20 protein-coding genes are annotated in these 17,088 nt (G+C 45.9%); 4 read left to right on the forward strand and 16 right to left on the reverse strand.

Going from position 1 to position 17,088, the window contains the following annotated elements; all coding sequences use genetic code 11:
- The first annotated feature begins 400 nt into the window (after window positions 1-400).
- The 3 genes from MHI15_RS15355 (at window position 401) to MHI15_RS15365 (ending at window position 1,985) form a co-directional block, all read left to right on the forward strand.
- A complete protein-coding gene (locus MHI15_RS15355) occupies window positions 401-1,357 on the forward strand; it encodes an ArsR/SmtB family transcription factor (protein ID WP_036675692.1) in 957 nt (318 codons plus the stop codon).
- 131 nt (window positions 1,358-1,488) lie between these two features.
- Window positions 1,489-1,647, forward strand: coding sequence for a hypothetical protein (locus tag MHI15_RS15360; RefSeq protein WP_036675694.1), 159 nt, complete (start codon window positions 1,489-1,491; stop codon window positions 1,645-1,647).
- Between the two features lie 137 nt (window positions 1,648-1,784).
- Entirely contained in the window at window positions 1,785-1,985 is a 201-nt protein-coding gene (locus MHI15_RS15365) for a hypothetical protein (protein ID WP_076282309.1), read from the forward strand.
- Between the two features lie 441 nt (window positions 1,986-2,426).
- On the opposite strand, the gene MHI15_RS15370 is transcribed toward MHI15_RS15365, so the two are convergent.
- From MHI15_RS15370 to spoVAC, 16 genes are all read right to left on the reverse strand, one after another.
- Window positions 2,427-2,588 (reverse strand): hypothetical protein, encoded by a 162-nt coding sequence (locus MHI15_RS15370; RefSeq protein WP_175623606.1) that lies wholly within the window; start codon window positions 2,586-2,588, stop codon window positions 2,427-2,429.
- Window positions 2,589-2,624: 36 nt separating this feature from the next.
- On the reverse strand, window positions 2,625-3,395 hold the full coding sequence (locus MHI15_RS15375; RefSeq protein ID WP_038569469.1) for a class I SAM-dependent DNA methyltransferase: 771 nt from the start codon (window positions 3,393-3,395) through the stop codon (window positions 2,625-2,627).
- 55 nt (window positions 3,396-3,450) lie between these two features.
- The gene (locus MHI15_RS15380) at window positions 3,451-4,374 is read right to left on the reverse strand and encodes a CvfB family protein (RefSeq protein ID WP_036675697.1); all 924 of its coding nucleotides are present in this window, start codon (window positions 4,372-4,374) and stop codon (window positions 3,451-3,453) included.
- Window positions 4,371-4,718: a ribosome silencing factor gene (gene rsfS, locus MHI15_RS15385; RefSeq protein ID WP_036675699.1), complete on the reverse strand. Its 348-nt coding sequence runs from the start codon at window positions 4,716-4,718 to the stop codon at window positions 4,371-4,373. Before rsfS ends, MHI15_RS15380 begins: the two co-directional genes overlap by 4 nt.
- Entirely contained in the window at window positions 4,715-5,293 is a 579-nt protein-coding gene (gene yqeK, locus MHI15_RS15390) for a bis(5'-nucleosyl)-tetraphosphatase (symmetrical) YqeK (RefSeq protein ID WP_076125176.1), read from the reverse strand. Before yqeK ends, rsfS begins: the two co-directional genes overlap by 4 nt.
- Entirely contained in the window at window positions 5,265-5,867 is a 603-nt protein-coding gene (locus tag MHI15_RS15395; RefSeq protein ID WP_076125178.1) for a nicotinate-nucleotide adenylyltransferase, read from the reverse strand. Before MHI15_RS15395 ends, yqeK begins: the two co-directional genes overlap by 29 nt.
- Before the next feature lie 36 nt (window positions 5,868-5,903).
- Entirely contained in the window at window positions 5,904-6,197 is a 294-nt protein-coding gene (yhbY, locus tag MHI15_RS15400; RefSeq protein ID WP_036675703.1) for a ribosome assembly RNA-binding protein YhbY, read from the reverse strand.
- Between the two features lie 67 nt (window positions 6,198-6,264).
- Window positions 6,265-7,083 carry a shikimate dehydrogenase gene (gene aroE, locus MHI15_RS15405; RefSeq protein ID WP_081386436.1) on the reverse strand — a complete coding sequence of 273 codons (819 nt, stop codon included), beginning with the start codon at window positions 7,081-7,083 and terminating at the stop codon, window positions 6,265-6,267.
- Window positions 7,084-7,154: 71 nt separating this feature from the next.
- Entirely contained in the window at window positions 7,155-8,282 is a 1,128-nt protein-coding gene (yqeH, locus tag MHI15_RS15410) for a ribosome biogenesis GTPase YqeH (protein WP_076125182.1), read from the reverse strand.
- A gap of 2 nt (window positions 8,283-8,284) precedes the next feature.
- Window positions 8,285-8,806 (reverse strand): YqeG family HAD IIIA-type phosphatase, encoded by a 522-nt coding sequence (locus MHI15_RS15415; protein ID WP_036675921.1) that lies wholly within the window; start codon window positions 8,804-8,806, stop codon window positions 8,285-8,287.
- Window positions 8,807-8,893: 87 nt separating this feature from the next.
- Window positions 8,894-11,134 (reverse strand): transglutaminase domain-containing protein, encoded by a 2,241-nt coding sequence (locus MHI15_RS15420; protein ID WP_341164571.1) that lies wholly within the window; start codon window positions 11,132-11,134, stop codon window positions 8,894-8,896.
- A 1-nt stretch (window position 11,135) separates the two neighbouring features.
- Window positions 11,136-12,380, reverse strand: a complete 1,245-nt coding sequence (locus MHI15_RS15425; RefSeq protein ID WP_076185303.1) for a DUF58 domain-containing protein — start codon at window positions 12,378-12,380, stop codon at window positions 11,136-11,138.
- Between the two features lies 1 nt (window position 12,381).
- Entirely contained in the window at window positions 12,382-13,338 is a 957-nt protein-coding gene (locus MHI15_RS15430; protein WP_076125188.1) for an AAA family ATPase, read from the reverse strand.
- Window positions 13,339-13,493: 155 nt separating this feature from the next.
- Window positions 13,494-13,844 (reverse strand): stage V sporulation protein AE, encoded by a 351-nt coding sequence (gene spoVAE / locus MHI15_RS15435; RefSeq protein WP_036675923.1) that lies wholly within the window; start codon window positions 13,842-13,844, stop codon window positions 13,494-13,496.
- A gap of 2 nt (window positions 13,845-13,846) precedes the next feature.
- Complete coding sequence (gene spoVAD / locus MHI15_RS15440) at window positions 13,847-14,878, reverse strand: stage V sporulation protein AD (RefSeq protein WP_076185304.1); 1,032 nt, start codon at window positions 14,876-14,878, stop codon at window positions 13,847-13,849.
- Window positions 14,875-15,378 (reverse strand): stage V sporulation protein AC, encoded by a 504-nt coding sequence (gene spoVAC, locus MHI15_RS15445; protein WP_076125192.1) that lies wholly within the window; start codon window positions 15,376-15,378, stop codon window positions 14,875-14,877. The genes spoVAD and spoVAC overlap by 4 nt, the downstream gene beginning before the upstream one ends.
- A gap of 563 nt (window positions 15,379-15,941) precedes the next feature.
- On the opposite strand from spoVAC, the gene MHI15_RS15450 reads away from it, so the two are divergent.
- Window positions 15,942-17,015: a M42 family metallopeptidase gene (locus MHI15_RS15450; RefSeq protein WP_076185305.1), complete on the forward strand. Its 1,074-nt coding sequence runs from the start codon at window positions 15,942-15,944 to the stop codon at window positions 17,013-17,015.
- The last annotated feature ends 73 nt before the right edge of the window (window positions 17,016-17,088 follow it).

Genomic DNA, 17,088 nt, shown 5'->3' on the forward strand with positions numbered 1-17,088 from the left:
AAGATCTGATGTTTTTTTTACCATTAAATTATCACCTCAGAAATAGCAACAGATTGAACAGCAATAAATATTAAATTTAAAATGAAAAAATATGTATTCGCTTACAATATAAAATAACATATATAAAAAGCCTTGTAAATATATTTCTATAAACCTTTTTATATTTATATGAAATTAAACTCGAAATAAATGAATTAGGGCGAAATAACAGCCTTTTTCTTTAGATTAATTCTTTATATGTTTAAATTTTACTAAATCAAATAAAAATCATGCCAAAAATCCCTCTTATATTCGTACATTCTACAAAATAAGGAAGTATACTTTATTTATATGCCTTATTAGTTTATAATTTTATAAAATAGTATAATTTATGACGTAATCGGAAGAAGGTATTGATAAAATGATCTATATTAAAGATTTAATGAGTGGATTAGAAATTTTTAAGGCACTAAGCTCAGAAATCAGAATTCTCATTTTAGAGCTCCTTGCCACCAATCAAGCCTTGAACCTGAATGAAATTGCCAAGAAACTGAACCTCAGCAACGGCGCCATCACCATGCATATTAAAAAGTTAGAAGAAAGCGGTCTCATTGAGATAAACACATCAGTGGGTAAGCACGGTATTCAAAAGGTCTGCTATTTAAATAAGGACAAGCTTATTGTTGACCTTCGCAGCAAGGATGTTGATAATCTTTACGAAGTAGAAATTCAAGTAGGTCATTACAGCAACTATCAGGCTGTTCCAACTTGTGGACTGGCTACCAAAGACAGCATCATCGGGGATTTCGACGAGCCGCGTTATTTTGCAGATCCGCAGCGAATTGAATCCGAAATTATTTGGATGGCTGAAGGGTTCCTCGAATATAGAATTCCGAACTACCTTAAAGCCAACCAAACGTTCCGCGAAATTCAGTTCTCGATGGAGATCGGCTCTGAAGCTCCTGGGTCTAACGATAACTATCCGTCCGACCTTTATTTCTATTTAAATGGAATTGAAATCGGATTCTGGACTAGCCCTGGCGATTTCGGAGATACCCGGGGAACATTTAACCCCGATTGGTGGCCTCCGCACCTAAACCAATACGGTATGCTGAAGCTGATCCGTATCAATAATGAAGGCAGCTTTATTGATGGCTGTCGGATTTCTGACGTGACCCTTGATGATATCCAATTGGATTACAAGAGTGAACTCACTTTCCGTATCGCAGTAACCGACAAGCCTACAAACAAACGTGGACTCACGATTTACGGAAAACATTTCGGCAATTATAGCCAGGACCTACTGGCACGTGTGTTGTATGATGTACATGAAGTTGGAGAGGGCCTCCCTCGTAACGCTGTTATAATAGCAGAGTAACAACCCCGCTTAAATAAAAAGACCCTAGATTCAGCTAACGCTGATTTAGGGTCTTTTTGTGCTTCGTATATTTTTTCGATATTGAACCATAATAACTTTGTCTCCCAAACCACCGAGAAGGAGTGTTTCGAATGCGTGAAGGTCTAATTCCCGCTGTTCTTGGAACCGTCGTAACCGCTTCTAGCGCCGCTTTTCTTGGAAGCAAGTATAAGATGGCAGCAACAGGCGTACTTGGATTTGGTCTGGCTCATGTCGTATTGGGTGCCATTGATCTGTTTGAGCATCGGTAAGGATTGGAAGATGCCGGGTGGTATGAACACTGCCCGGTTTATTTTGTATTTCTTATGTTGGCGCAATTACAAGCTGCTCCAACAAATGATGTCATAAAAAAAACAGCGCTTCTCCTGATATCGGAGAAGCGCTGTTTTTGTTTGGGGCGCTGGCTGGTTGCTCCAACCTTGTCTCCATCATCTCACGTATCTCACGTGGCTTACGTGGCTTACGTGGCTTACGTGACTTACGCGGCTTACGTGACTTACGTGGCTTACGCGGCTTACGTGACTTACGCGGCTTAGCGGCTTACGTGGCTTACGTGACTTACGCGGCTTACGTGACTTACGCGGCTTAGCGGCTTACGGACCCAGATGACGTTATTTGCATATTTTTAGCTCTTGGAGCATGTTTTCGGACTCCAGTGACGCTATCCATTGGAAAAAGACCAATATTGGACGTTTTTCAAGCCAATAGCTGCAATGGAGTCCGATAGCACCCAAAATATTGGAAAATGCTGCGTATAAGGTCCGCTGGGTCCGATCGCTACTACTAATACGTATATCTGATGGTACTTGTGCATGCATGCGTGATGGGTAGTGAAAACCCACACGCTTCCGTAAAGGGTAATGCATGAGCATTCGATAGCGGGAATCCACACGCTTCCGCAATCGGTAATGCATGAGCATTCGAGAGCGGCAACCCACACGCTTCCGCAATGGGCATATATGAGCATTCGATAGCGGCAACCTACACGCTTCCGCAAAGCGGTAATGCAAGAGCATTCGATTGCGGGAACCTACACGCTTCCGCAAAGCGGCAATGCATGAGCATTCAATAGCGGCAACCTACTTGTTTCCGGCAGCGTCAACCTAGGTGCTTCCAACAGCAGCATTCCACTCGCTTCCCCCAGCAATAAGCTAAAGTCAAAAAAAGGGGCTGTCCCAGCAGCTATTTTCATAGCTTATGGGACAGCCCCTCTTAACATTTTGAATAATTATTTTATAGCTACATAAAATAATCGTTCAGCATCATCTTCTGCCTCTACCCACTCGAAATCGGCGTAGATCTTCACATCACTAAACCCAGCCTTAAGCAGCTCTTCCTTCATCCAGTTAGGATCGTAGGCGCGCTGAATATGGGTCTCTTCGAATCGGCGATAGCGATCGCTATGTCCGTCTTCACGGGCAAAAATGGACAGATGATGTTCAATTTCGCGGCGTGGAACATCCATCTCACAAGTCCAAATATAAGAAACAGATGGCTCGTCCAGAATAAAGGGCTGTTCTTCTTCATAACGAATTAGTGTGTTTGGATGATGCACATCGAACAGGAAGGTTCCGCCTTGCTTTAACCCTGCATAGGTACTGGCAAAAACTGCGCTGATGTCATCCTCTTCCAACACATAATTCAGACAATCACAAAAGGAAATTACAGAATCCACCAGCTCCGGAAGCTCCCATTCCTTCATGTTTTGTCTAATCCAACGAACACTGCCTTCGCGCAAAAAACGCCGTCCCTGGGGATGCTCCTCCATTTTGCGCTGTGCCACTGAGAGCATATCAGAAGATAAATCGATTCCGGTCATATGATATCCTGAACCCGCCAAAGGAATTGTAATACTTCCTGTTCCGCAGCCAAGCTCGGCTACAGTTAACGGTTTGCCGTATTTACTCCATGCGGCTTCAGCAAAGGATATCCAATCTGGATACGGCATATCTGCCATAAGCTCATCGTATACATAAGCAAATTTCCCATAGGAAGACACAATTACACCGCTTTCTATAACAACATTTTATAAATTCCGTCTATTGAATCGTAGCTTAATCCGTCGTTTCTTCTTGCCCTTCGGTTGTTCCTTCTTCATTATCCTTAGCAACAAGATACGTCCAGTTCTCTTTTTGAGTAATATGGCCTTCCTTCATCAGCTTCCCAAGTGCACGCTTGAAGGCGGATTTACTGATTCCGAACCGTTGTTTGATAATATCTGGCGGCGTAGCATCCGAATAAGGCATCGCTCCACCTGGACGAGCATTTAAGAACTCCAAAAGTGCGGCGGAATCTACATCCATCCCCACTTCTTTACGAAGACCCATAGAAAGGTTAACACGTCCATCTTCACGGATATGAGAGACACGTGCTTCAAACTGCTCACCAAGACGCAGCAGACGGCTCCGCTCCGAGGAATGGACCATACCGATAATCCCAAAGCCTAGCACACCCGCATCCACAAGTACAAAAGTACCCATTTGCAGCGGCTTATACACTCGGGCTGTTACAGTCTGTCCCATCCAAGATTCAGGTGCAGGCAGAGCTAGAGGAGCAAGCTCCTGTTCTCCGGCCAGCTTGGCACGCAGACGCCCCTGTTTATCATGCTCCATGATCGCAAACACATAGTCCCCAACCTGCGGACGCAGCTCTGGAAGCTCTGGAAGCTCACGGATAGGCAGCAGCAGCTGACGTCCAAGACCCATCTCCAAAAAGCAGCCCAGACGCGGATGAATATCAGCCACTTCCAATAACGCCATCTCGCCCAGCGTCAGAAATGGTTTTTTCATCGTTGCCGCAAGACGGTCCTCGGTATCAAAGAAAATGAAAACTTCAACTTTATCGCCGGCTTTTACCTTCTCTGTCAGCTCCGTATAATGCAGCATAACATCCTGGTCTCCAGCATTCAGAAAAAATCCGTATGGGGAAACTTCCCGCTCTACATGAAGTGTAACCGTAGTTCCTGCAATCAGGCTCATACAGTCTCCACAACCTTGGCATCGGACCACAGACGCTCGATATTGTAATATTCACGCTCATCGCGGTGGAATATATGAACGATAACATCGCCAAGATCCATCAGCACCCAGCGTGCTGAATCCATGCCTTCAATCCCTTTGATCACTCCGCCTGCTTCATGAACCACTTTACGGACTTCGGTAGCGATCGCCTGTACCTGAATATCCGAGTTACCGTGACATACGATAAAGTAATCACTGATTGGTGAAACATTACGTAGATCTAGTGCCACGACGTTCATTGCTTTTTTATCTTCAACAGCCTTAAGGGCCAGTTCTAACAGCTTGCTTGGTTGTACACTCATATTTTATCCTCCAATATTCTAACTAAATCATTACGCGCCAGTACCGTTAAGGGGAAAATCACCCGGCGTTTCTCCAGTAACAAACTAATCGTAGAATCGAACCCAGCGACTAATCCTTCTTCCAAACTTACTTGTGCCTTCTCGCGTATCTTATCAACCCCGGGAAAATCACGCCCAGGCTCGATGTAGTCAGCTAGGCAGACGATCTTTTCAAGTAAACTCATGTCTTCACGGCCTGAGGTATGGAAACGAATCGCATTGATAATATCAGGATCCGTAATCCCATAGTCTTTCTCAGCTACAAAGGCGCCTACTTCCGAATGCCACATCTGCTTGTCATACACCAGAAGATCCAAATTTAATTGATTTTGTTCAATGATCTCCTTCATACGCTCAACCGGCCAATACTTAGCCACATCATGCAGAATTGCTGCTGTCTCTGCACGCTCAGGGTCAGCACCATATTGCTTCGCCAGTTGAATAGATGTCTCCATCACGCCGAGTGTATGCTTCCAGCGCTTATCAGGCATCTGTGCGGAGACCGCTTCAATCAGTGCTTCGCGGCTGTATGCCATACAATCCACTCCTTTGAACATAATCGAACACTGCCTCTGGAACCATATAACGAATAGATTTACCTGCTGCCGCCCGTTCTCTTAACATCGTTGACGAAATATCAACCAGTGGCATATCTGCAAGCAATACCTTTTTTGCTATAAAGTCTGGCAATGCATCTAGATCAAGAGGTGTCCCCGGACGACCCACACCAATAAATGTAAGCCGCTGCACCAGTTCTTCAATCTCGTTCCATTTCGGCAAATACTGAACCATATCCGCTCCAATGATGAAATAAAGATCGAAATGCGGATACTCCTCTTGCAGACGTCTTATGGTCTCATAGGTATAGGAGACGCCACCTCTGACAACTTCCCAATCTAATGTGCAAAAAGCTTCGTGATTCTTCACCGCTTCCTGCACCATGGCTAGTCGGTCTTCTCCAGATACACCCGCCTCATGTTTATGAGGCGGGATATGTGAAGGCATAAACCATACCTCTTGCAGCCCATAAGTATCTCTTGCGGCTTCCGCTGCCATCATATGACCGATATGAAGAGGATCAAAGGTACCTCCCATAATTCCAACTTTCAAGAGGACGACCTCCTCGGTAAGGTATACTTACAGCTATTAACGCGGCAGCTCAATGGTTTTGTTATCACGTGATTCTTTGTATAGAACGACAGTCTTACCGATCACTTGCACAAGCTCAGAACCCGATTGTTCAGCCAGAGCAGCGCCAATTTCCTTGGGATTCTCAATATTATTGCTCAGTATACTAATCTTCATAAGCTCGCGCTTCTCAATAGCTTCTTCAATATGGCGTACGAGGTGATCATTTACTCCACCTTTGCCCACTTGAAAAATAGGATCGAGATGGTGCGCCAATGAACGAAGATACCGTGTTTGTTTACCAGTTAACATAAATGAATAACTCCTTAATTAACATATATTATTACCTATTATTACCCTAACTTGATGAATCCATTTCTTACTCATTTCCACCCAAGCAATCGAGAATGGTCTGCCGCATGATTTCCGTAGGCGCAGGCTGCCCTGTCCAATACTCCAGTGCATAAGCTCCCTGATAGACAAACATACCAAGGCCTCCATGAATCGTACAGCCCCGTTCGAGTCCTTCCAACAATAGCCGCGTACGCAGCGGATTATAAATCAGATCGCTTACGACCATTCCTTTACGAAGCAGTCCAGGATCTATCGGTGTCTCATCCATATGAGGATACATACCTACGGAGGTAGTATTGATCAGCACGTCTACACCACTTAGCATTTCTGCTACTTCGTTCATGCTAATCCCGATGACATTCCCTTTGCTCCGGCACTGTGACGCCAAGTCCTCTGCCTTATCAACACTGCGATTAGCAATAATGATTGAAGAAGGCTTCTCCTGAAGTAGTGCGGCAACAATTCCTCTTGCTGCTCCACCGGCCCCGATAACCATAATCTTCACACCAGACAAATCAGAAATAGCTTCCGCTTTGAGCGAACGCACATAACCGATCCCATCCGTATTATATCCGGTGAGCACTCCGTTATCATTAACAATCGTATTGACTGCACCAACGGCTACTGCACTCTCATCTAATACATCCAAATATTGCATCACCGCAACCTTATGCGGAATCGTCACATTCACTCCACGGAAACCAAGCGTACGGATCGCTTGCACCGCATCGCCCAGCTTCTCCGGGCGGATGTGAAGCGGTACATAAGCACCCGGAATTCCCAGCGCTTGCAGCGCTGCTTCATGCATAATTGGAGATTTGGATTGTATAATAGGATCTCCCATTACACCGAGTAGAATATTTCCGCTATTGTAGCCTTCGACTGCAGTTGTAGACAATAGATTATCCTCCCTCGTTAAATCATCGAAGGGCGGGTAAGCACCTTCACACCACGCGGAACATGAATGGCCACAACTGCACCTTCAGTTCCATTAACCTTAATCCAGCCCAGACCCGAAATATACAGATCGGCTCTGCTGCCCCGGTTAATCCGGAACTCATGCCGCTGCCAAGGTGGCAGCTTGTCCATCCGGTCACTTCCCGGTGGAGACAGCATTTCACCGCGATGATCCTGATAGAGGGAATCTGCGCGTTCCAGCTTCGTGCGATGGATTTTTAAAGTACCACTAATAAAGCAAGTGAAGGATTGATGCGGGCCTTGTACGAAATCAAAACGTCCCAATCCACCGAAGAAAAGAGTCTGTCCTTCGTTCAACTGATAGACTGTCGGCTTCAAAGGATTGGCAGGCATAACTGCATCCAGATCCTGACGCTCAACTAATTCACTATAACGCCAAGGATACACAATCCCTGGAGTATCTATAATGTAGTGGCCGTCATCCAGTGGAATTTTGACCGTATCGAGTGTTGTGCCAGGGTAACGTGAAGTCGTTAACTCCTGCTCTAAATCGCTATAGTCCGAAATCAGACGATTAATAAGTGTGGATTTGCCCACATTGGTAGCACCCACTACATATACGTCGCGTTGACCGCGCAACTCCGTTACGGCTTCCAGCAAACGGTCAAAACCTTGATTGCGTTTCGCACTGCAAAGTACGATTTCAGCCGTCCGCAAGCCTTCCTCTTTACAGCGCTGCTGCATCCAGTTACGCAACTTGTTCCAGTTTGTAACCTTCGGCAGCAAGTCACATTTATTCACTGCAAGAATAACAGGGTTATTGCCAACAAACCGCTGCAGGCCGGAAATCAGACTGCCTTCGAAATCGAAGATATCGACAATATGAATAACAAGCGCATTCTTCTCTCCTACTCCACTCAGCAGGCGAAGAAATTCATCCTGATTCACCGAAACAGATGAAGCCTCATTATAATTTTTAATCCGGAAACAGCGTTGGCAAATCACCGGGTCCCGTTCAAGTGCAACCTCCGGAAGATATCCTGGTTGATCCTTATGCTCCGTCTGAAGCTTGATGCCGCAACCGCTGCACTTCTCAGGACGCTGTGTTTCGCTTTGTTCGTTCATTACTATTTATCCTCCTCGTGCCACAATCCTTTTTTGCGAAGCCGTGTCAGAGCAACCCGCTCTACCCGGCGATTAAACCTTGTGCCGAACCCCTCGTCCTTGACGGAGATTGGCAGTACCAAAACAGTATACAGGCCAAGGCGATTGCCGCCGTATACATCAGTAAGCATTTGGTCTCCCACCACAATCGTTTGTTCAGGGGGCAGCTCCATCTGCTTCATCGCTTTGAGAAAAGGAGCATTACTCGGTTTACGAGCCTGGTGCACAAATTCAATATTAAGCGGTGTTGCAAAGCGGGACACCCGTTCCATGTTATTGTTAGATACGATGATGAGCTTAAAGCCCAGTTCCTTCACCTTTTCGAACCATAACAACAGCTCCGGAGTAGCCACAGGCGCTTTGGCACCGACCAGTGTGTTATCCAGATCCGTGATGATTCCGCGATATCCCTGTCTATACAGCTCGTCCAGAGCAATATCGAATACCGTATTCACCCGGAGTTTGGGAACTAACATTTCAAACAATACGTTCACCTCGATTTCATACAAAAAACTATAACATACTCCTTGCGCATCGCAAATAAATCTGTAGCTATACTTTCACGCAAAGTGTTATTTCTTGGATCTCATTTTTCTCCGCACCCACAAAGCTTCAGTATACACGCTCTGCCAGTCTTTGTCTTCAATAACCTCAGGGCTATATTTCGCCTTTTCGAACATTGTTAGTAGCGAGTGTAGATGATCAGCCACTGCCGGCCGTTCTCCACTCCAGCGATCTACGGCTTCACGTAAAGTTTCGTGTTCTTCTTTTAGCATTCCCTTGCGATGCAAATACCTTACCCAACGCTCAGTTTCCGCCACTACTTTCTGATCTGGCGTTAAAGGCCGGCCATTGCGCAGCTGCTGCATGAAGAAGCGAAGCTTAAAGCGTCTATGCCAAACTATAAAAATCGCCCAGGACAGCAACACCACTACAGCTGCCACAACAACCCATAGACCTACATGAAACCCTTGATCTTCTTGTGCGTTATTCACAGGCGCTGGTGTAGGTTCTGCCTGCTCTTTTTGATCTTCTGGTTCGACTTCAGGGGTTTGCTCACTCTGAGTTAAAAGCGGAATATTAAATCCAGGTGTAGCTTCAACTGGAATCCAACCATAATCACCAAAATAAACCTCAGCCCAAGAGTGGGAATCCGCATTGGTAATTGTATAGTTATTATTCACTGTGCCTGATTGCTGTTGTGCCGGATTCATTGGGATTTCTGGCTGTTCCCCAGGTGCGTACCCCTTAACCCACCGTGCAGGGATGTTCAGAGAGCGCGCCATAGTAACCAGTGCCGTAGAATAATAATCACAGTAACCTTCCTTTAACTCAAACAAAAACCCTTCTACAAAATCGTTGCTTGTGACACGTGATATATCTGGATTATTGGTATATGGAAAGGTTTGTTGTAAGTATTGTTGCAAAAGCGCTGTTTTTTCATACGGCGTTTTTCCTTCAGCCGTGATTTCCTCAGCCAGCTCCCTGACTCTTTTAGGAAAATCGTTAGGCAGTTGAAGAAACATTTTCTCCAAATCGTTCCCTTTATATAGCTCCTCATACGTCTTTGTTGTCAATTCTTGAACAGGAATTACAGGAACCTCAGACGTCACCTCAAAAGTAGACGGATAAGCGAGTTTCTTCCCATCCACATCCCAGATCAGCTCGCTGTCTCGGCTTCTCCAGGAGAGTCCATCTCCAGCTTTTTCCCCATTTAAAGAATCCACCGAAGATACTGAATAAGTGCCAAATAGTACGGGAAATTCATTATTATTAAGCACGGTTACTGTTTGTTTCAGTGTTCGTGTATTTACTTTAGAACCCACACTGCTCTCTAAAGCTTCACCTACATCCACCGCTTCTAGAGGTCCCCGATTTAACCGATCTCTATCGACCCAACCTCTTCCGGAATATAATCTGCGCGTTTCTCCCCGCATATAAATACGCAAATCAGAAACCACTGTCATCACCGGTGTATAATCGAAGGTAAAGCCGCCACCTAGTTGATCATCATTCAGACTGTAGCCTGACGATGTATTGTTAGTAGGGGAGACAGAACCCATCTCAGATTTCGTGGTCCCAACTGTGCCCTTCCCAGAAGACTTCCCAATCCCATTCCATTCTTGCCAAGCGGTATAAGGATCGGTTAGGGTAGGCCTTACCCCAGGCATATTCACTCCAATTAGGATGACCAAAGAGAAGACGATGGCAATATTAATGACTATTTTCGTGGGATATTTCAGCAGATGCACCCAACCACGCGGATATTGAAGCTGGAAGCTTCTCAGATGCTGGCTGACCAGCCAGCCCATCCCCGCAAATACCGTCCAGGCTACTTCCTGCCACAAAACAATAGATGTAAAGGAATCCAAGGCAGCCAAGGCCACTATGTTCATTCCTATAAACCATAAAATACGTCTTTTTGAGGATGCCCACCAAGACGACAACGGCAGCAGGGCTGAGGCTCCGAGAGCAAACCAGATATAGGGCACCATATGAACTGCAATATCCTGCAGTCTGTCCGGGAGGGTTGTTGCCCAAGGATCAGCAACGTATATACCATAATTGATAAGTATCCGATAAACGATATAAATAATAGCTGCCGCTTCAATAAAGAGCCTTATCTGAACTTTTACAGGAATTATGATTTCAATCACAGTGATCGTTATTAATGCAGCCCACACAACAGCAGTTGTCTGTCTTAACCAGATAGGTTCCGTATAAGAGACCCACTGGTGGGCTATAATCAAAAGCCACAATAGACCTAAAGAACGGTGCCAGGAGAATTTCATCTGATTCCACCAGTTTCTCATATCAGACTTCCCCTCCTAATACTATGGGAAGCTCTTGCAGTGAGCTAATGCTGTAGCCTGTAATCCCCCGTGATCTTAGAACGTCTGTCCAATCTGTGCTGCTATTCGTTTCTGATAAATTCCCTATATGAATGTGCGACGGAGTCATCCCTCTGCTGTCAGCCCAACGTAGTGCATCCAGTACAGGCTGACCACGTTGAGGACTAATTAGCACGAAGTATGAGCCTTTAGGGAACATACGGTAACCTTTTTCCAAACGGGATATGAGTGGACCGTGCCCTTCGGCGTTAAGATCGATCAAATATTGAATCATTTTCTGACGCTCAGCAGCACCTTCAACAGGTGCAAATACCTTCGTGGTCTTATCCAAACAGCAAAGACCGATCCCAATTCGCTCTCGAATGCCGAATCCAAGTAGTGAGGCTGCGACGGAGACTGCGAGTTCAAATTGATTCGAATTCATATAAGCAGAAGCAGAGCCGTCCAGAACTAGAATGGTCTTGGGAATCGACTCATGCTCGAACTCTTTGGACTTCCACGAGCCTGTCTTTGCCGTTGCATTCCAATGAATGCGTGTTAGGCGATCGCCATATACGTAGTCGCGTACACCGTTAATTTGGGTAGTCTCACGTCGTGATTGAACAACAGAGGTCTGTGGCCCAGAAAGACGGGATTTTCTTTCATATAACTGCCACCGCGGAACATAGATTGCACGAGGCAACACCTGAAACTGGCCTTCAGCCAGAAAAGTACCTTTATGCTCAACAAGGCCAAAAATATCTTGGCTGATGATATCCGTATCTGAAAATGTATAAGTGCCCCGTTCGAGAACTGGTGTCTGAAACCGCAGTTCCCCAAGTCCTCTGAGGCTGGGAATCAGGCTTTCCTCAAATACCCAGGATTCGCCATTATGCCGTTTCAGAACTTCCCTAACAACTACATAAGGTAAAGGCAAAATCCCCGGGATTGTGACCTTCAGACCTACACGAAGATACCCACCGGCAGAGAGCAAATCTCCCTTATCCTGTTCGGCATAAAAACTGCGAACACCCTTAGCCCGCCGAACGCCTCCCAAACCTCCAGCAATCAGATATGCAATAAGTACAGAGACCATAATAAACAACATAAATGCAGTTTTACCGCCCTGAAATAGTACATATAAGAGCGTAATACTCCAAATTACAAGGATGCTGGCGAACTTAGTAGGCTGAATGCGAGCTGCCATCGTAGACAAATAACGTCTCATATTATTGCCTCATCGTAACAGGCACTTGAATGCTCTGCAGAAGCTTTTGAAGCAGTGAATCTACGCTAACATTATCTAGGCGCGACTCTGGACGCAGCAATATACGATGACCCAAGGCAAATGGAGTAAGCACCTTTACGTCATCTGGAAGCACATAATCTCTTCCCTGTAAGAAAGCATAAGCTTTACAAGCCAGCATAAACGATAACGAAGCTCGTGGACTTGCACCGAGCAATACAAGCGGATGCTCTCTTGTCTGGCGCACAATATCTAACAAGTAATTCAGTACAGGATCACTCATATAAATCTCACGAATCTCCTCCTGAATACTAGCGATCTGCTCCATACTAGTGACAGCCGTAAGCCTGTCCACTGGTTGACCTTCTTGATGGCTCAACAATAGATTTTTTTCGGTTGCTGCATCAGGATAACCAAGACTAATTCTTAGCATAAACCGATCCAACTGAGCTTCCGGCAACGTGTAGGTTCCCTCAAAATCTATCGGATTCTGGGTGGCGCACAACATAAATGGATGCGGCAGCGGATAGGTCTCCCCATCTACGGTTACATTTCGTTCCTCCATCACTTCCAGAAGGGCGGATTGTGTCTTTGTGGTGGCTCGGTTAATTTCATCGGCCAGCAGGATATTCGTCATCACTGGACCTGGGCGGAAATGAAACATCTCATCTCTCGGATGATACACAGATACACCGGTAATATCACTCGGAAGAATATCCGGATTACATTGTATCCGGCGATACTCTCCGGACATTGATCTGGAAAGTGCGCGAATAAGTTGGGTCTTTCCTGTTCCCGGTACATCCTCGATCAGAACATGACCACCGGCAAGCAGCGCTGTTAGCAGCAATTGTATTTCAAATGATTTTCCAAGTATGCAGGATTCTAGATTATTACGGACAGCATTCATGATGTGCATTGATTCTTGACGAACGGGCATATATGATCCTCCTAGGTCAGAATAAGCAGTAATATTTATATTTTACATGATTAGGGGACCCAAAGTACATTGTTGAAGCTTACGAAGTGTAAACAAACCAAAAACCCGCAGGACAAAATGTCCCGCAGGTTCTAATCTAAAGCGCTAAAATCCCATTATCCTTTAGGCCGAACAACCAATGCAGCCAGGAAAGAGAACACAATCGCTGACGAAATCCCTGCGCTCGTGATATCAAAAATCCCTGTAACTACACCGATCCAGCCATCCCTTTCCAGCTCTGTCAATGCTCCATGGACCAAAGAGTTACCGAAGCTTGTGATTGGAATGGTTGCGCCCGCACCCGCAAATTTCACAAGTGGATCATAGATGCCAAAAGCATCAGCAATCGCTCCGGCTACAACTAATGTACTCATCGTATGTGCAGGTGTCAGCTTCAATACATCAAACATCAGCTGGCCTATAACGCAAATGGCTCCTCCGATCAGAAAAGCCCATAAGTAAATCATCATTAAACTCCACCTCCACTTTCTATAGCAACAGCATGAGCCACACACGGAATGCTCTCTCCCTGCTGGTATGACAATGGGGATAATAAGGCTCCAGTTGCCACAATCAGCACCCGTTTTAGTTCACCTTTTTTAATACGCTTGAGTATATGACCATAAGTCACTACCGCGGAACACCCGCAACCACTTCCTCCGGCGATCACATACTTCTGTTTCTCCAAATTGTAGATAAGCAAACCACAATCATCAAAGGTTGTTTGCTCCATTGGAATTCCTTCTTTAGCTAATAAGGTTTTCGCAATGGGCAAGCCTACAGATGCAAGATCACCTGTAACAATTAAGTCATAATGCCCGGGGGATAGTCCGGTATCCCGAAAATGCGCAGTGATCGTATCCGCCGCCGCCGGTGCCATCGCTGTTCCCATATTAAAAGGATCTGTCAAACCGAGATCCATTATTCGTCCAAGGGTAGCCGAGACCACTACCGGATTGTTGCCAGTCCCATCATTCTGACCTACTACAGCACAGCCCGAGCCTGTGACCGTATATTGCGCCGTTGGCGGCTTCTGTGAACCGTATTCGGTAGGATAACGAAATTGCTTCTCCACCGTACAGTTATGGCTGGATGTTCCCGCGAGCACGTATTTGCTGCCTCCGGAATCAACGATCATAGAGGCAATTGCAAGGCTCTCCATAGAAGTGGAGCAAGCACCAAAAACTCCAAGATAAGGCACACCTAATTTTCTTGCCGCGAAGGAGCTGCTGATAATCTGGTTCATCAAATCTCCGCCAACAAAAAACTCCAGCTTCTCCTTATCCAGGTTTGCATTAATCAGTGCCAATAGGGAGGCTTTTTCGAAAAGAGCCCGCTCAGCCTTTTCCCATGTTTTTTCACCCATTTCCAAGGAATCAAATATAAAATCAAAATCTGACGTTAATGGACCCTCTCCCTCTTCAGGACCCACTACAGCGGAAGAGCCTAAAATAACGGGACGGCTCGTGAACTCCCAAGTCTGACTGCCAAGCTGTTTCATGTATGTGCACCTCCGCCAACGCCTAAAAAGAGATAGACGATACCAATTATGAAAGCAGCAACGGCACCAAATACGATGACTGAACCCGCCAGCTTGAACATATTGCCGCCCACACCCAGCACAAGTCCTTCCGCACGATGTTCAAGAGCTGCTGAGCACATACTGTTCGCAAAACCAGTAACCGGAACCGCAGTTCCTGCACCGGCCCATTGCGCCAGTTTGTCATACACGCCAAAGCTGGTCAGGATTACAGAAAGTAAAATCATCGTCGCTACAGTTGGACTTGCGGCTTCTTTGGAGGTCATATCGAATATTGCCATATAAGCCTCCTGAATCCCTTGTCCAATTACACAGATTAGGCCGCCAGCAAGAAATGCTCGCACACAGTTTTTGAATACGGGCCTAGCGGGTACAAAGGGCTTGGACAATTTCTCGTAATCTTGCGGGGTCAGGGTATCAAGCTTCAGCTTGACACCCGATTTTTTCGTTTTCGCCGGCATTGAGGGCACCTCCTGAAAGTTAGGCGAAGGGGGCTGACAAGCATAATAGTAGTACTCACTTTGAGCCCCTCAAGTTGTTTCTTCGCTTAGAAGTTTTCCTTATTGTTTGCCATACCCCGCTTCGTTATGTCCCTCCAATTCAGGAAAAATACAGTAACACAACTATCAGCAGCAAGAACAGCACAAGAATAAGCACTGCTTCCTTTTCCAGAGAGTTGTGGCGCCAGTAACGTCTGCGCGCTCCGCTAACCTTTAGGTTTCTTTTGGAGTATCCTCCCTGCACCCTTCTTTTGGGTACACTACCTGCTACCCTCATTTCCTTCGCATCCTTTCTAAAGCTCCTGCCACCAGAGCCCCTATTGCATTGTATTCGCGGAGCGTTCACCGGGTGTTCATTTGTCTCTTTAGCATGGACAAGTGAGCTCACAATGTTCATACTAAGTGGCAGGAAGAAATAACGTTGTCGTCCATTTTGGATGGCAACCGTTTCTCGTAGAACTATAAGGATGATGTATAACGCAAAGCTTATACGTCCTTATATTTTAATAAAGGAGTGATTTCAAATGAATCAAGAAACATTGGATCTATTCAAAACACTTACCGAATTCCCTGCAGCCCCGGGCTTTGAGCGCGAACTCCGCGCTTACGTCAAGGATGCTATGACACCTTATACCGAAGAGTTCGTGCAGGATCGTCTCGGAAGTCTGTTCGGCGTATTGCGCGGTGAGGAAAACGGGCCAAAAATTATGGTCGCTGGACATTTTGACGAAGTGGGCTTTATGGTCACCGGAATTACTAACACCGGGATGATTCGTTTTCAACCGCTAGGCGGATGGCTTGCTTCTGCTGTTGCTTCCCAGCGTCTCCAAATCATTACACCAAAAGGCACATTGACCGGTGTTGTTGGCAGCACGCCTATCCACCTACTAAGCGCAGAAGAACGCGGCAAGACGGGCGAAATTAGCAAAATGTATATTGATATCGGTGCAGACAGCCGTGAAGAAGCGGAAAGCTTTGGCGTCAGACCAGGTCAACAAATACTGCCGATCTGTCCGTTCACCCCGCTTGCCAACCCTAAAAAAATCATGGCTAAAGCGTGGGATAACCGTTACGGTGTAGGTCTCGCCATTGAGCTGGTTAAGTCATTACACGGCAAAAAGCTGCCTAATACTGTTTATGCTGGTGCTACTGTACAAGAGGAAGTCGGACTTCGTGGAGCACGTACAGCCGCTAATCTTCTGTCCCCAGACATTTTCTTCGGCTTGGATGCGAGCGCTGCTGCCGATATGACCGGGGATAGCCAAGCCTTTGGCCATTTGGGAAAAGGCGCTCTCCTGCGCATTTATGATCCTACGATGGTTACACATCGCGGCTTAATCGAATATGTACAAGACACAGCGGATACTCACAAGATCAAATACCAGTATTTTGTCTCCCAAGGTGGAACAGATGCAGGTCAGGTTCATGTAAGTGGCATCGGCGTTCCTTCCGCAGTCATCGGAATATGCTCCCGCTACATTCATACTGCTTCATCAGTTATTCATAGCGATGACTACGAAGCTGCTAAAGAGCTGTTAGTTAAACTGGTAGAAGGCCTCGACCGCACTACACTGCAAACGATTATTGAGAACAGCTAAGTTCTTATTTTTAAAAGAGCAGCGATCCTTTTTGAAGGATTGCTGCTCTTTTTTGGGTCGGGGCTTACGGACC

It is taken from the genome of Paenibacillus sp. FSL H7-0918 (genome assembly GCF_038007025.1).
GTDB classification, from domain to species: Bacteria; Bacillota; Bacilli; order Paenibacillales; family Paenibacillaceae; genus Paenibacillus_AQ; species Paenibacillus_AQ odorifer.